General features: G+C 64.0%; 16 protein-coding genes and 1 tRNA gene. 14 read left to right on the top strand and 3 right to left on the bottom strand.

The annotated features are described in order from the left end of the window. Positions 1-22: 22 nt before the first annotated feature. The 3 genes from KU306_RS06975 (at position 23) to KU306_RS06965 (ending at position 2,105) form a co-directional block, all read left to right on the top strand. On the top strand, positions 23-961 hold the full coding sequence (locus KU306_RS06975; RefSeq protein WP_258303258.1) for a class I SAM-dependent methyltransferase: 939 nt from the start codon (positions 23-25) through the stop codon (positions 959-961). Between the two features lie 21 nt (positions 962-982). Further along, entirely contained in the window at positions 983-1,717 is a 735-nt protein-coding gene (locus tag KU306_RS06970) for a protein-L-isoaspartate O-methyltransferase family protein (RefSeq protein WP_007544725.1), read from the top strand. A gap of 112 nt (positions 1,718-1,829) precedes the next feature. Further along, positions 1,830-2,105: a YgaP family membrane protein gene (locus KU306_RS06965; RefSeq protein ID WP_007544723.1), complete on the top strand. Its 276-nt coding sequence runs from the start codon at positions 1,830-1,832 to the stop codon at positions 2,103-2,105. A gap of 48 nt (positions 2,106-2,153) precedes the next feature. Here the strand turns inward: KU306_RS06965 and KU306_RS06960 are convergent, their stop codons facing one another. Together KU306_RS06960 and KU306_RS06955 are read right to left on the bottom strand one after the other, a co-directional pair. Further along, positions 2,154-3,254: a threonine synthase gene (locus tag KU306_RS06960; protein ID WP_258303257.1), complete on the bottom strand. Its 1,101-nt coding sequence runs from the start codon at positions 3,252-3,254 to the stop codon at positions 2,154-2,156. 3 nt (positions 3,255-3,257) lie between these two features. Then, on the bottom strand, positions 3,258-4,214 hold the full coding sequence (locus KU306_RS06955; protein WP_007544714.1) for a succinylglutamate desuccinylase/aspartoacylase family protein: 957 nt from the start codon (positions 4,212-4,214) through the stop codon (positions 3,258-3,260). Between the two features lie 97 nt (positions 4,215-4,311). Between KU306_RS06955 and KU306_RS06950 the strand changes: the two genes are divergently transcribed. Beyond that, positions 4,312-4,602, top strand: coding sequence for a DUF7536 family protein (locus KU306_RS06950; RefSeq protein WP_258303256.1), 291 nt, complete (start codon positions 4,312-4,314; stop codon positions 4,600-4,602). Between the two features lie 65 nt (positions 4,603-4,667). On the opposite strand, the gene KU306_RS06945 is transcribed toward KU306_RS06950, so the two are convergent. Continuing rightward, a complete protein-coding gene (locus KU306_RS06945) occupies positions 4,668-5,876 on the bottom strand; it encodes a potassium channel family protein (protein ID WP_007544710.1) in 1,209 nt (402 codons plus the stop codon). Positions 5,877-6,226: 350 nt separating this feature from the next. Here KU306_RS06945 and citZ point away from each other — a divergent pair, with 350 nt between their 5' ends. From citZ to KU306_RS06895, 10 genes are all read left to right on the top strand, one after another. Next, entirely contained in the window at positions 6,227-7,366 is a 1,140-nt protein-coding gene (gene citZ, locus KU306_RS06940; protein ID WP_258303255.1) for a citrate synthase, read from the top strand. Positions 7,367-7,759: 393 nt separating this feature from the next. Further along, entirely contained in the window at positions 7,760-8,971 is a 1,212-nt protein-coding gene (gene ilvA / locus KU306_RS06935; RefSeq protein WP_007544706.1) for a threonine ammonia-lyase, read from the top strand. 186 nt (positions 8,972-9,157) lie between these two features. Next, complete coding sequence (locus tag KU306_RS06930) at positions 9,158-10,579, top strand: cytochrome ubiquinol oxidase subunit I (protein WP_007544698.1); 1,422 nt, start codon at positions 9,158-9,160, stop codon at positions 10,577-10,579. After that, a complete protein-coding gene (locus KU306_RS06925; protein ID WP_258303254.1) occupies positions 10,572-11,570 on the top strand; it encodes a cytochrome d ubiquinol oxidase subunit II in 999 nt (332 codons plus the stop codon). Before KU306_RS06930 ends, KU306_RS06925 begins: the two co-directional genes overlap by 8 nt. Positions 11,571-11,655: 85 nt before the next feature. Continuing rightward, a complete protein-coding gene (locus KU306_RS06920; RefSeq protein WP_007544690.1) occupies positions 11,656-11,862 on the top strand; it encodes a hypothetical protein in 207 nt (68 codons plus the stop codon). Between the two features lie 101 nt (positions 11,863-11,963). After that, on the top strand, positions 11,964-12,350 hold the full coding sequence (locus KU306_RS06915; RefSeq protein WP_007544688.1) for a Rid family detoxifying hydrolase: 387 nt from the start codon (positions 11,964-11,966) through the stop codon (positions 12,348-12,350). Next, positions 12,347-12,553, top strand: coding sequence for a DUF7981 family protein (locus KU306_RS06910; protein WP_007544686.1), 207 nt, complete (start codon positions 12,347-12,349; stop codon positions 12,551-12,553). The genes KU306_RS06915 and KU306_RS06910 overlap by 4 nt, the downstream gene beginning before the upstream one ends. A gap of 29 nt (positions 12,554-12,582) precedes the next feature. After that, positions 12,583-12,663 (top strand) — tRNA-Ser (locus KU306_RS06905). A 492-nt stretch (positions 12,664-13,155) separates the two neighbouring features. Then, positions 13,156-13,332: a hypothetical protein gene (locus KU306_RS06900; RefSeq protein WP_007544684.1), complete on the top strand. Its 177-nt coding sequence runs from the start codon at positions 13,156-13,158 to the stop codon at positions 13,330-13,332. Between the two features lie 58 nt (positions 13,333-13,390). Continuing rightward, a complete protein-coding gene (locus KU306_RS06895) occupies positions 13,391-13,783 on the top strand; it encodes a DUF7383 domain-containing protein (protein WP_007544682.1) in 393 nt (130 codons plus the stop codon). The last annotated feature ends 201 nt before the right edge of the window (positions 13,784-13,984 follow it).

Here is a 13,984-nt window from a genome sequence, read left to right as displayed (position 1 = left end):
CTCGCACCTCGTCGGTGCGGACATGCCTACCCGCGACCGGTCGCGTTTCTCGGTCGAATCGCTCGCGCTCCTCTGGGCCGCCCGCGAGAGCGGCGTCATCGACGCGCTCACGACCAGCGCCGGGACCGTCGAAGCCGTCGCCGAGACAGCGGCTATCGACCGCCGCGCAGCCCGAATCACGGTCGATGCGCTCGAATCGATGGACTTCATCAAGCGCGTCGGCGACGAGTTCGAGATTACGAATCGCGCGCTCGGCTTTCTCGCAAAGCGCGACGTTCGCTCTATCGGCCGCCTTCCGAACGCGCTCGACAGATTCTCGCTCTACACCGACCTCCCGGAGACGATGCAGACCGGAGCGCCGCCAGCACTGCCAACCGAGTGGACGCGGAACAGACTCGGCGCACACGACGCGACAGACGACGCAGTCGTTCGCGCGTGCGTGACCGCTGCGGTTCGAGCGGAACCGGACGCGACTCGTGTGCTCGACCTCGCAGGTGCATCGGGTGTGTTCACGAGAGAGTTCCTCGCGCGGGGGTACGAAGTGACGTTCCTCGATACCCCGAAGACTGTCGAGGTGGTTCGCCCGCTCCTCTCACGTGCCGGTGCCGAACTCGTCGCAGGCGACCCCACGGACCCGCCCGTAGAGAACTTCGACCTCGTCTTCGTCGGCGACGCGTTCGCCGGGCGCGACGCAGACGAGGCGGCCGAAGTGGTCGCGGCCACGCACGACGCCCTCGAACCGGGCGGGACGGCGGTGTTCGTCGATGCACTCCACGGCCGGTGTTCGACCGCCGCGACGACACAGGCCGCGGTCGACGCGCTCGCACTCGGCCGCGGCGACCTCCACGACGAGTCGACGGTCCGGTCGTGGGTCGAATCGGCCGGATTCGCCCGCCAGACCGTCCAAGACGTGCCCGGAACCGACTTGCAGGCGGTCGTGGCCGAGCGTGCGGTTGATTAGGGGCGACCGCCGAGGCTTTGTATGGACCACTCGGTGCTGCGCGAGGACATGGTCGACGGGTTAGAGCACTCGCTCGACCAGTTCGACGAGGCCGTGGACCTCGCCATGCGAAACGTCCCGCGCCACGAGTTCGTCACCGACTCGCCGTACCAGAACAAGCCGACGGCACACCGGAAGACGAACACGACGATTCTCGCACCCACCACCGTCGCACGCCTCCTGACCGCGCTCGCCGCCGAACCCGAAGACGACGTGCTCATCGTCGGCGCAGGCGTCGGCTACACCGCGGCCGTCCTCGCGGAAATCGTCGGCGACGCACACGTCCACGCCGTCGATATCACCCGCTCGCTCGTCTACGAAGCGCGAACGAATCTCCAGCGTGCGGGCTACGATGCCGTCCTCGTCGACTGCCGCGACGGCGCCGACGGCCTCCCGGAGTACGCTCCCTACGACCGGATTCTCGTCGAAGCCTCGGCCGTTCGACCGCCGCGACGACTGCGCTCGCAACTCGCGGCCGACGGCCGACTCGTCATGCCGAAAGGCACGACCGACCAGACACTCGTCGCCATCGAAGGTGGCGAAGTCGTCGAGACGTTCGGCCCGCTGCAATTCAAACCGCTCCTCGTCGATGGCGAGCAGACGGGCGGTGTCGTCCGAAACCGGACGAAGCGCGAAGACCCCGAGTACGAGGGCCGCGGCTGGCACGCGGGAAGCGGTTGGGAGCAAGAGTGGATTGACTGGGGCGGCCACAACTGAGCGGCTGTTTTGCCAATGTATCCGGACCAGTGACAGTCACGATTCCTCACTTCCGGGAACCTTCGTACGTCGCTATCCCCGTGTAACGCGTACGCATACACGGTGACAAACAATGGAGAAAAACGTCGGTGGATACGACAGAATTGCCCGCGCCATCCTCGGACCGGTGCTCATCATCGTCGGTGCCGCGGCGCTCGCGGGGTTCCTGACCATCGCTGCGGGGACGCTCGGACTCGTCATCGCGGGAGCGCTGCTCCTCGTCGGCGCGGTGCTTGCGACGACCGCAGTTACCCAGAAGTGCCCGCTCAACGACGCGCTCGGCTTCAACACCTACAAGGGTGAGATGAAGGCCGAGACCGAGGCTCCGGTCGAACCCCGGATGCAGTAACTATTTCTTCGGAACGGCGTCCGACCGTGACTCCGAGGCGCGTCCGCGCTAGGATTTGAGGCCGCTTCCCGTCAGCGGGACGACCACGTCGTCTTCGGCGTCGATTTCGCCCATGGTCCGAAGTTCGCGGAGTGCCGCGGGCGCGACGGCGCACGTCGGTTCGGTGTAGAACCCGTGGCGGTGGAGTCTGTCGAGTTCGTCTTCGACCGCGTCGGCCGAGAGCGCGACCGCGTCGCCGCCGGTCTCGTCGAGCGCCTCGTGAATCTCCGTCACGCGAACGGGGTTCTCGATTTGGATGCCGTCGGCCACGTCGTTGGTCTCGTCCGGCGTGTGGTGTCTCGCGTCGGCGATGGGGGCGTATCCGGCGGCCTGCGCGCCGTACAGTCTCGGAACGCGGTCTATCCATCCGGCGTCGCGGAGCGCGCGGAAGCCGCGGTACGCGCCGAGGAAGAGCGTGCCGTGACCGAGCGGGGTGACGATAGCGTCGGGGACGTTCCAGTCACGTTGGGCAGCGATTTCGTAGGCGACGGTGGCCGTTCCCGCGAAGAACGCCGGGTTCCACGCGTGACTCGCGTACCACGCGTCGCCGGTTTCGACCGCCTCGACGCAGGCGTCGGTCACGTCCTGTCGGGTGCCTTCGACGTGAACTGGTTTCGCACCGGCGCGTTCGATGGCCTTGACTTTCGAGGGCTTGACCGACGCCGGGACGTAAATCTCCGTCTCGATGCCCGCGCGGGCGGCGTAGGTCGCGACGGCGGCCCCGGCGTTCCCCGAGGAGTCTTCGACGACGCGGTCGATACCCAGTTCGGCCGCGAGCGAGAGCATCGTCGTCGCGCCGCGGTCCTTGAACGACCCGGTCGGGAAGACGTATTCGAGTTTGAACGAGGCGTTCCACTCCGGTGCATCGACGAGCGGTGTCATCCCCTCGCCGAGGGTGGCGCGTGGGTCGGTCGGGAGGAATTCGTCGAACGCCCAGAGGCCGTTTCGGTAGTCGAAGTCGGCGTCGTCGGGAGTCGCCGCGTCCGGGGACGGCGGGGTGGCGAAGTCGAGCGGCGCACCGCAGGTGCAACGCCAGCGCCACTCGTCGTACGTCGAATCGCAGGTGTGACACGCGAGACGGAGGTGAGCGGGAAGTGAGTGTGCAGACATCGGTCAGTAGGTGTCGGTATTGATGCCCACAGAACAGACGTATTCGCCGGTCGCGACCTGCGGGAGTCGGCGCGAGCGCCAGAATATTCCGGCGTGGTCAGCCGTGACGCGGGCCTTGAGTTGCCCGAACACGTCTGTCACTTCGAAGAGAACGTCGCCGGCGGAGACTTCGTTTCCGAGCTCCTGTTTGAACCGGACGAGACCGCCTGCGGGCGACCCGTACTGGTCGAAGCCGCGGGCGCGGGTCTGGGATTCGAGTTCGACGTCGCCGTCGAGGAATCCGTACTCGTGGAGGACGTTGTAGACGCCACTGACGCCCTTCTGGATGCTCTCTTCGTCCCAGCCGACACAGCCGCCGAGTTCGGGGTCGATAGTCGGGATGCCGGCGTCGGGACCAGCGCGGGCGAGTTGCCCGTCCGGGCCTTTCTGGTCGAGGACGTAGCCGCAGCCGAACGTCTTGGCGAGTCGCAGGCACTTGGCGTGCATGCGGTGGTGACGACCACAGCGCACTCGGACCTCGTTTATCATCCGACTGGTCGACCCTTGATGGAGGTCCAAAATGAGGTCGGCGCGCCGGGCGACCTCGAACGTGGCCGCGGCGATGCGCTCCGAGGAGGTGCCGCGCTCGTCGCCGGGGTACGCCCGGTTCATCTTCGTGTCGTCGATTGGGTTCCGGTGTTGTGCCACCTGAAACGCGTGGTAGTTGACGATGCCGACGACGAGAATCGTCCCAGAGAGTTCGGCCGGGTCGAGTTGCGGGACGACCCGCTGGATGACGCCGACCCCGTTGAGTTCGTCGCCGTCGGAGGCTGCCTGCATATAGAGCGTCTTTCCGGGAGACGCACCGTTGATGACGGCGACGGGCAGGCCGACAGTCGCGCCGTCGCGCGATTCACCCACCTCGAGACGGCCCACGTCAATCTCCCCGGGGGCCGCGCTCGCCGTTCCCAAGGTAATCATACCGCGAAACTCGGACCCATTTCCCTTTAGGGGTTCGGTCCGGCGAAATCGGCACCGAAGCGGTGGCGCTTTGGTCGCCGGGCCGTAACCTCGGGTCGTGACAGACGACGTTCCCGAACGCCCATCGACCGCCACGCTCGTCGAGGCGCTGGACGTGCCCCGAAACGCCGCTATCGGCGTCTCTGTGGGTCTCGCGCTCGCCGTCGGTGCCTATCTCTTCCGCGTGCTGGAGTTGTTCGGCCCGTTCGCGGGGACGCGCGAGTACCCGATTCTCGGGCCGGAAGGCTGGTTCCTCATCCTCGCGTTCGTCCTCGCGTCGGCGACGGCGCTGCTCGTGGCGACGGTGCTGACGCTCGTGTCCGCGTATCGGCTGAGTAAAACGCTCTAACTCGGTTCAATTTCTCGTGAGGTCGGCTCGGCTTCTCGTCGCGAATCACCGAGTCGCGGGAGTCGCTACTCGTCGAACTCGCGTTCGTCGCCGACGAGTTCGCCGAGGCGCTCGGCTCCCGCACGGGTCCCTTTGGCGATAATGAGGTCGCCAGCGTGGAGTCGCGTCGTCGGCCCCGGCGAGACGACCCACTCTTTGCCGCCGGCCCGCCGGACTGCGATGACGCGCATCCCCGTCTCGGTCTTGACGCGCCTATCGCCGAGCGTCGCGTCGGCGAGATGGCTCCCGGGCGCGACGCGAAGGCGGATGATGACCTCGTCGGACTCCTTGACCGCCGCGGCGACGACGGGGTGTGCGTCGATACCCCGAAGGACGCCTTCGGCGATTTCGAGCGCGGCGTCACTTATCATCTCCGTCGCGCTGGCGAGTTGGACCAGCCCGCGAAGCGAGACGGGGTCTTCCACGCGACTCGCGGCGCGAAGCGTCCACGCCTCGAAGCGGGACTTGAGTGCGTCCACTTCGGCTTCCAGTTCTTCGACCTCTTCGGCGACGCCCTCGCTGTCGAACAGCACCGCGCCGTAGGCGAGGTCGACGGCGAGTTCGCTCATGTCCTTCATCAGGACGATGGAGTCGACGGCGCGTTCGAGGTCGCCGATGGCCGGTTCTTCGAGGTCCGGCGGGTCGTATCTAAGTCCGGTCGCCGCCTCGTGGACCGTCCGAAGTCCGTCGTCGCGCCCGCGCAAGAGAAGGATGTCGTCCGCCCGGAGGACCGTCTCGTGGTGGGGGTTCGTCACCCACTCGCCGGCGCGATGGATGGCGACGACGCGGACGCCCGTCTCGGTCTCCATGTTGATGTCGCCGAGCGTCTGGTCGGCGTAGGAGGAGTCGGCGGTGAGTTTGCAGCGAATCGTCGTCTCGACCGCTTCCGGGAGGGCCGCGCGGATGGCGTCCGGGAGGCCGATGTCTTCGATGACGACCTTGGCGATGTCGCCGGCGGCGTCAGAAATCTTCTCCGCGGCGCCGACGACGCCGAGCACCGGGGCGAGTTCCTCGGCGTCCTCGGGGCTTCGAGCGGCCATCATCAGGCTCATCCGCGCTTGCAGTTGGAGGATGTCCATCCGCTCTTCGAGGTCCAGCACCTCGGCCGCGAGTTCGTCGTTCGCGTGGAGGACCGACGAGTACGAGAGGTCGATAAGTAGCTCGGCCGTGTCCTTCATCTCCGCGAGCACGGCTTTCACGCTGACGGGTTCGTACTCGACGTCCTCCGGATTCATGCGCCCGCCTTCACGACGTGACGGGAAAAGACTTGCCAGGAATATCGGTGCCACCGTTTCTCGCGTAGTCTATGCCGCCCACCAATATGACCTCTCCGCGAGTCGCGTTGCTAGCCGCTCCGCCGAGAACCGGCCACTATCGCCGACAACGTCCCTCACGAATGATGATGTATACCCACATTCTAAGGATATATAAATCCCCCAAAATTATCGACGAATGTCGAACGTGAGTATAGACAGCACGGTCGGGGAAATCGACAGACGGCGTCGGGGCGACCACCAATTGGTGGTCGGTAACAAATCCGTGGAAACGATAACGCTTTTTTGATATGGTAGGCAACGTTCTGGGTATGTCAGGTGAACTGAAGCGGGGGCTGGAAGGTGTGCTGGTCACAGAATCTGAGCTCAGCTTCATCGACGGCGACGCGGGACAACTCATCTACCGCGGGTACTCCATCGAGGACCTCGCACGTGATGCGAGCTACGAAGAGGTCCTGTACCTCCTCTGGCACGGGAATCTTCCGAATAGTGAGGAACTCGACGACTTCGCTTCGGAACTTGCGGCGCATCGCTCTCTCGACGACGGTATTCTCGACGTTGCTCGTGAACTCGCAGCGCAGGACGAGTCGCCGATGGCGGCCGTCCGAAGCCTCGTGTCGGCGATGTCGGCGTACGACGAAAACGCCGACTTCGAGGACGTGACCGACCGAGAGGTCAACCTCGAAAAGGCAAAGCGCATCACGGCGAAGATGCCGTCTGTGCTCGCCGCCTACGCGCGCTTCCGCCGCGGCGACGACTACGTCGCACCCAAGGAAGACCTGAGCCACGCGGCGAACTTCCTCTACATGCTCAACGGCGAGGAGCCGAACGACGTGCTCGCCGAGACGTTCGACATGGCTCTCGTGCTGCACGCCGACCACGGTCTGAACGCCTCGACGTTCTCCGCGATGGTCACCTCGTCTACCCTCTCGGATATGTACAGCGCGGTTACGTCCGCAGTCGGGACGCTCGCCGGCTCGCTCCACGGTGGCGCGAACGCGAACGTCATGCGCATGCTGAAGGACATCGACGACAGCGACATGGACCCCGTCGAGTGGGTCGAAGACGCTCTCGACCGCGGCGAGCGCGTCGCCGGGTTCGGCCACCGCGTCTACAACGTCAAGGACCCCCGCGCGAAGATTCTCGGCGAGAAATCCGAGGCGCTCGGTGAGGCCGCAGGCGACATGAAGTGGTACGAGATGTCGGTCGCAATCGAGGAGTACATCGGCGAGGAGAAGGGCCTCGCGCCCAACGTCGACTTCTACTCCGCCTCGACGTACTACCAGATGGGCATCCCGATAGACCTCTACACCCCCATCTTCGCCGTCTCGCGTGTCGGTGGCTGGATTGCGCACGTCCTCGAACAGTACGAGGACAACCGCCTCATCCGCCCGCGCGCTCGCTACACCGGCGACAAAGACCTGACGTTCCCCGGTATCGACGAGCGGTAACGAACGGCGAACGCGACACGGTTGGGCTCGTTTTCTTTTGTCGCGGTGGTGATTAGTACGGTCGCGACGGTGCCGCTGTCGGTTCGCAAGGACACCTGAACGCGAGACGCCGTCGACCCAAAAGGACGGAGACGACGGGCGAATGCCGCGTGTCTGACGCAAATTCGACTGTCGCCGCCGTCACTCGGTTTCACTTCCACTCCGGGTGGGGGACGTTTATATGGTCGGGCCTCGCAACAGCAATTGCACGTCACACGCGTGCGTTCCCCCCTTCCCCCTAGGACTACACCCCAGAGCAGCAGCAATCGCCAGACGGTGCGTGCGATTCGACACCACAGACCGAATCTGCGAGTATCCCGAACGATTAAACACTAACGGCAGCGAGTCGTGAGCATGCTCTCTCTCTCAGACATCGAAGACGCCCGCGAGCGCGTCGAATCCGTTGCTCGCCGGACACCACTGGAGTACTCACACACATTCTCCGACATGAGTGGGGCAGAGGTCCATCTCAAACTGGAGAACTTCCAGCGGACGGGGTCGTTCAAGATTCGTGGCGCGATGAACCGCATCACGACCCTCTCTGAGGAGGAAAAAGCTGCTGGCGTCGTGACCGCGAGCGCCGGCAACCACGCGCAAGGAGTCGCTCTCGCCGCCTCGCGTGCAGGCGTGGACTCGAAAATCGTGATGCCGGAGCACGCGCCCATCTCGAAGGTGAAAGCGACGCGACGCTACGGCGGCGACGTCGTCCTCTACGGCAGCGATTACGACGACGCACAGAAGCGCGCCCACGAAATCGAGGCCGAAGAGGGTCGAACCTACGTCCACGCGTTCGACGACGAGTACGTGATGGCCGGACAGGGTACCATCGGCCTCGAAATCGCCGAGGACTGCCCCGAACTCGATACTGTCGTCGTCCCCATCGGTGGTGGCGGCCTCATCTCCGGTATCTCGACAGCTATCAAAGCGAAGCACCCCGACGCGCGAGTCATCGGCGTCCAGGCCGACCGCGCATCGAGTGTTGCGACGTCGCTGGAGAAAGGGGAGATTCAGGCACTGGACGAAGTGGACACGATTGCCGACGGCATCGCAGTCCGTCGGGTCGGCGAGCAGACGTTCCCGGTCATCGAAGAGCGCGTCGACGAGGTCGTCACCGTCTCTGACGAGGAGATTGCCGTCGCGCTCACGTACCTGCTCGAACGCTCGAAGACGCTGGTCGAGGGAGCCGGCGCAGTCGCGCTCGCGGCGCTCATCTTCGAGAAGTTCGACTACGACGCCGACGAGGTCGTCGTCCCCGCGCTCTGTGGCGGCAACATCGACATGAACACGCTCACGACGGTCGTCATGCGCGGCCTCGTCGAGACGGGCCGTTATCTGAAGATTCGAACCGAACTCAAAGACCGGCCGGGGTCCCTCGAAAAGCTCATCGAAATCATCGCCGAGGAACGCGCGAACATCTACGCGATTCGCCACGACCGAACCTCGCGTAAGATTGCGATGAACGCCACCGAGGTCGAAGTGGACCTCGAAATGCGCGGCCCGGAACACGTCGATACCCTGCTCGAATCGCTCCGCGACGCGGGCTACGACGTCGAAGTGCTCGACTGACGGCAACGTTCCAGCGGGCTAATTTTCGACGTTGGTCGCAGTTCGTACAGACCTTCCGGGATGGTTTTCAGTTTCCGGGAACCGTCGATTACATACACATCCCCGTCATTCTAAGGTACTTTTTGAAGGGTGTCGAGGCTCGCTCGTCTGCACACAGACTGCGCCGCTGCCCTTCCCCCTGCAACCATGCTCGACCCAGTCATCGCAAGCCGGGCCCAGTTCGCGCTGACGACCATCGTCCACATCATCTTCCCCGTGATGAGCATGGGACTCGCACCCTTCCTCATCTACTTCACGTGGAAGGACATCCGCTCGGGCGACCCAGTGTACGAACAGTTGCGACGGTTCTGGACGAAGATATTCGCCGTCTCGTTCGTCGTCGGAACCGTCACCGGAATCGTCCTCGAATTCGAGTTCGGGACCAACTTCGCGGCGTTCTCCACCGCCGCCGGCGAGTTGTTCGGCGGCCCCCTCGCCACCGAGGGGATGATGGCGTTCATGCTGGAAGCGACGTTTCTCGGCGTGTTCGTCTTCGGCCGCGAGAAGGTCTCCGACGCCCTGTACATGGTCTCCGCTGTCGCTGTCGGCCTCGGAACGTGGCTGTCGGCCGTCTGGATTCTCGTCGCCAACTCGTGGATGCAGACGCCCCGCGGCTACGAACTCGCGAGCGAGAGCGGCCAACTCGTCGTCTCGCTCGTCGACCCGATTGCCGCCTACGCCAACCCCCGCTTCCCGTGGATGTTCGTCCACATGCAGAACGCCGCCGTCCTCTCTGTCGCCCTCTTCATGGCGGGCGTCGCGTCCTACATTGTCTGGCGACGCGGTATCGACGCCGACTCCGACGGACAGGACGCCCGCTTCTGGCGAAAGACGCTCAAAATCGCGCTCGTCGTCCTCCTCGTGACCGCCCCGTTTCAGGTGGTCCACGGCGACGCCTACGGCCGCCACGTCGCCGAGACACAACCCCAGAAGTTCGCCGCGATGGAAGCTGTCTGGGAGACAGATAGCTACGTCCCAGAGTACATCATCGCCCTCCCGACCGACCTCAGTCAAATCACGGACCCACGCGCCAAGGAACTGTTCGGCATCGGTATCCCCGGCGGGGCGTCGTGGTTAGCCAGCGGTGGGGACCCGCAGGCCGAGATTACCGGTCTCAACGAGTTCGAGACCGAGGCCCCGCCCGTGGCTATCGTCTTCTGGTCGTTCCGCCTCATGGTCGCCGCCGGGTTCTGGTTCGTCGTCCTCGCCTTCTGGGCGGCGTACCGCTGGTGGACCGGCGAGTTGTACGACGACGACCTGCTTCACAAGGCGTTCGTCGGGTCGTCGCTCCTCGGCATCTTCGCCGTCGAAGTCGGCTGGATCGTCACCGAAGTCGGCCGCCAACCGTGGGTGATTCAAGGCGTCATGAAGACCAGCGACGGCGTGTCGCCGGGACTGACCGGTCTCGAAGCGACCATCACGCTCGTCGGATTTGGTCTCGTCTACACCGGGTTGCTGACGCTGTACGCCTACATCGTCCGGCGAATCATCCGCGAGGGGCCGCCAGAAGTCGATGGGGGCGGTCCGACCGCGTCACCAACCCCGACGGAGGTGACTGCAGATGACTGACTACGGAACCCTCGCGACGGACCCGATTTTCGGCCTGCCGCTGCAGGAACTGTGGTTCGGACTGGTGTTTTTCATCCTCGCCATGTTCCTGTTCCTCGATGGGTTCGACTTCGGCGTCGGCGCGCTGTTTGCGACCCGCGAGGACGAGGCGGAACGCGAGACGCTCCTCGCCGCTATCGGCCCGTTTTGGGACGGCAACGAGGTGTGGCTCGTCGTCTTCGGCGGCGCGCTCTTCGCCGCGTTTCCCGCGGTCTACGCCAACCTCTTTAGCCGCCACTACCTGCTGATGTTCGCCATCCTCGGCGCGCTCATCCTCCGCGGTCTGGCCCCGGAGATGTACGAACAGCGCCACGACAAGGCGTGGCAGACGTGGTGGGGGCGCTCGTTCGTCGTCGGCAGCGTGACCGCGCCGTTCTTCCTCGGCGTGTTCGCGGCCCACTGGCTCCTCGGCGTCGAGACGCTCGTGTCGCTTCCGGGCGTCGTCGTCGGCCTCGCAGTCGTCGCGCTGACGGTCGTCGCCGGTGTCGGATTCCTCGGGCTGAAAACTCGCGGAACGCTCCGCGCCGACCTCGTCGCCTACGGCCCGAAGGCGGTGGCGGCCTACCTCGCGCTCGTCGTCGTCACACTCGGATACCTCGTCGCGGTGCGTCCGGACCTCGGCGTGCTCGCACCGATTCCGCTCGCGCTCGTTGCCCTCTCACTCGTCGCGGCAGGGGGCTACGTCGTCGCACTTCGAGAGGGTCGGTTCACGCTCGCGTTCGCGACGGTCCCGGTTCTCGTCTTCGCGTTCGTCGCGCTGGTCGCGGTGCTCATGTTCCCGATGGCCGACCCCGCCGCGGGGCTGACCGTCTCGGACGCGATTATCTCGATACTCCCGCTGAACATCATGAGCATCGCGTCGGCGTTGTTGCTGCCGCTCGTCTTCGCGTACTTCGGCATCCTCTACTCGTCGTTCAGCGGCCCCGTCGAAACAGGAGAATCGTACTCGTAAGCACCGCCAGTAGTTCGAGGTCCAACCGTCCTTGCGACCGGATTCCAACGGTCCCCAGAGTCAACAAACAGCCCACACCAAACCCATGGTCACACTTCCACCCATCCATCCCACCGTCGAATCGCTCACGAAACCACTCACGCTCCTCGGTCTCGTCCTGATAGCGGTGAGTCTCTCGGTCGCGGGCGTCGCACTCGGCGATGGCGACGTCGTCACCGCGCTCGGGATGGGACTCCTGCTCGTTTCGGGCGTCTTCGCCACCGGCATCGGTCTGTCGGGGAAGTCGGTCTGAGGCGACCGCACGGTCACGTCGTGGTCGTTCTCATCCAGTCGAGTGACGGCGGTTCACTCGTTCCCACCTAATTTATCACGCCGTGGCGAATTCTGCCGGATATGAAGCGCGTCATCGAAACAGACGAAGCGCCGGCCGCAGTCGGTGCGTACAGTCAGGCAACGACCAACGGTTCGCTCCTCTTCACCGCGGGCCAGATTCCCATGACGCCGGAGGGCGAACTCCTCGACGACGAGGATATCGCCACCCAGACCAAGCAGTCGCTCGACAACCTGATGGCCATCCTCGACGAGGCCGGTGCGGACGCGAGTGACGTCATGAAGACGACCGTCTTCCTCGCCGACATCGACGACTTCTCGGAGATGAACGAGACGTACGCGACGTACTTCGACGACGAGCCGCCGGCCCGCTCGGCCGTCCAAGCCGGAAACCTCCCGAAGGGCGTCGGCGTCGAAATCGAGGCTATCGCCGTCGTCGACGAGGAGTGAGTCGCCGCCGACGTTCCGCTATCGTCTGGGGACTCGTGAGCGTCCTCCTCGTGGGCGTCATCGCGCAGACCTCGATTCTCCTCGGACTAGGCCTCGACCTGTCGTTCGAGACGGTTGCGGCGGTGGCACTGGTGTCCGGTGTCGTCGTCGCGTCTGTGACATACGTCATCGAACCCCGGCTCGAACGGAAAGGAAGGGCTTAAATTATCCAGGCGGAAACGTTGTATTGTAAGCCAGGATGGCCGAGCGGTAAGGCGCACGCCTGGAAAGCGTGTTCCCTTTGGGATCGGGGGTTCAAATCCCTCTCCTGGCGCTTCTTCCGAAAACTACGCCCCCGAGCGATGCGTCTCGGCGCATCGCGGACGGCTGTTTTCGTGAAGCGCCTCAGAGGGATTTGAATCAGGGAGTGTCGCGAGCGTCAGCGAGCAGAACGACCGCGGTTCAAATCCCTCTCTTCCCCTTCTCTTCCCACATCTTCCCACCTCTTCCCACATCTTCCCTTCTCTTCCCTCCTCTTCCCCTTCTCTTCCCACCTCTTCTCACATCTTCCCGCCCCTACTCCTCTTATCGCGTCGTCCGCTCACCCCGCCCCGAGACACCTGCAGACGTATTCTGTGCCCATGACTATTCCCGACACACCAGAATCGCCAGCAAGTATATTGGCGTGTGACGGTAAGACAAGGTGGGCAAAACTCCCACTGCCACAGTCCGGCGCGACGTAGAACGGCTTCCGGACCGTGCCAACTCTGTATCAGCACAGCGTGCAAAACATTCATCCCTATGGGAACCAATACCACGTTTGACAATGCCTGACACCAAAAGCGGCCGAGAGAAGAAGGGTCTCAACAAGCAGTCCCAGCTCACCGAACGGCTGTACGAACGAGAATTATCGGTGTTAGACGGCGACGAAGAGGAGGACGAACCCTCGCTCGAAGACACCTCCGGTGAATTCATTGCTGACGAACTTCCGGAAGAAGACTAACGCGCCGCGCGACAGTTACACAGGCGATTTTTTATCGACGGCAGCGTAACCCGAGAGCGTGCCACACCGCGCTAACTACGCGACGCTCTTCGTCAGGTCGCACCTCCACCCGCCAGACGAAACGCTCGACCTCGACTGGGCCGACGATGTCGGCGACGCGACGGACGAATTCGAGTTCGACGTGCCAACCGACGACCCACAGGACCCCTACATCGGGATTCAGGCGTTCGACGTCGGCGAGTACGGCCACGAGATAGAAATCAACGGCCAATCGCTCTCCGGGTTCGACATCCCGCCGAACGACGGCTGGCAGTACTGGGTCGACACGATTACCGGGGCGGAACTCGTCGGCGGAACGAACACGATTCGGTTCGTCCGCGACGAAGCGAGCGACGACGCCTTCGCTGTCGGAACGATTACCGTCCACTGGAAAGCGCCGGTCGACGAATGATATATAAACACCAGCCGTAGCCGCCCGGCATTGATGCATGGTGTCTCATACCACGGTCGAGAATATTCCCTGAAAATCCAACGCAGTCTGTCGATTAGGTGGTGAGTTGCTCGGTAATTCGTTGTCACCCTGTGTCTCTCTCCGGCGACAGATTTTTATAGAATCACAAACAATCAGCCGGTGTCTATGAGCCAGCGAATG

Source organism: Haloferax larsenii (assembly GCF_024730625.1).
GTDB classification, from domain to species: Archaea; Halobacteriota; Halobacteria; order Halobacteriales; family Haloferacaceae; genus Haloferax; species Haloferax larsenii.
This window is presented reverse-complemented; position numbering and strand designations above follow the sequence as displayed.

Coding starts and splice junctions, on each gene's coding strand:
- KU306_RS06975 (WP_258303258.1), top strand. CDS start 23: ATGCCTACCCGCGACCGGTCGCGTTTCTCGGTCGAATCGCTCGCGCTC.
- KU306_RS06970 (WP_007544725.1), top strand. CDS start 983: ATGGACCACTCGGTGCTGCGCGAGGACATGGTCGACGGGTTAGAGCAC.
- KU306_RS06965 (WP_007544723.1), top strand. CDS start 1,830: ATGGAGAAAAACGTCGGTGGATACGACAGAATTGCCCGCGCCATCCTC.
- KU306_RS06960 (WP_258303257.1), bottom strand. CDS start 3,254: ATGTCTGCACACTCACTTCCCGCTCACCTCCGTCTCGCGTGTCACACC.
- KU306_RS06955 (WP_007544714.1), bottom strand. CDS start 4,214: ATGATTACCTTGGGAACGGCGAGCGCGGCCCCCGGGGAGATTGACGTG.
- KU306_RS06945 (WP_007544710.1), bottom strand. CDS start 5,876: ATGAATCCGGAGGACGTCGAGTACGAACCCGTCAGCGTGAAAGCCGTG.
- citZ (WP_258303255.1), top strand. CDS start 6,227: ATGTCAGGTGAACTGAAGCGGGGGCTGGAAGGTGTGCTGGTCACAGAA.
- ilvA (WP_007544706.1), top strand. CDS start 7,760: ATGCTCTCTCTCTCAGACATCGAAGACGCCCGCGAGCGCGTCGAATCC.
- KU306_RS06930 (WP_007544698.1), top strand. CDS start 9,158: ATGCTCGACCCAGTCATCGCAAGCCGGGCCCAGTTCGCGCTGACGACC.
- KU306_RS06925 (WP_258303254.1), top strand. CDS start 10,572: ATGACTGACTACGGAACCCTCGCGACGGACCCGATTTTCGGCCTGCCG.
- KU306_RS06920 (WP_007544690.1), top strand. CDS start 11,656: ATGGTCACACTTCCACCCATCCATCCCACCGTCGAATCGCTCACGAAA.
- KU306_RS06915 (WP_007544688.1), top strand. CDS start 11,964: ATGAAGCGCGTCATCGAAACAGACGAAGCGCCGGCCGCAGTCGGTGCG.
- KU306_RS06900 (WP_007544684.1), top strand. CDS start 13,156: ATGCCTGACACCAAAAGCGGCCGAGAGAAGAAGGGTCTCAACAAGCAG.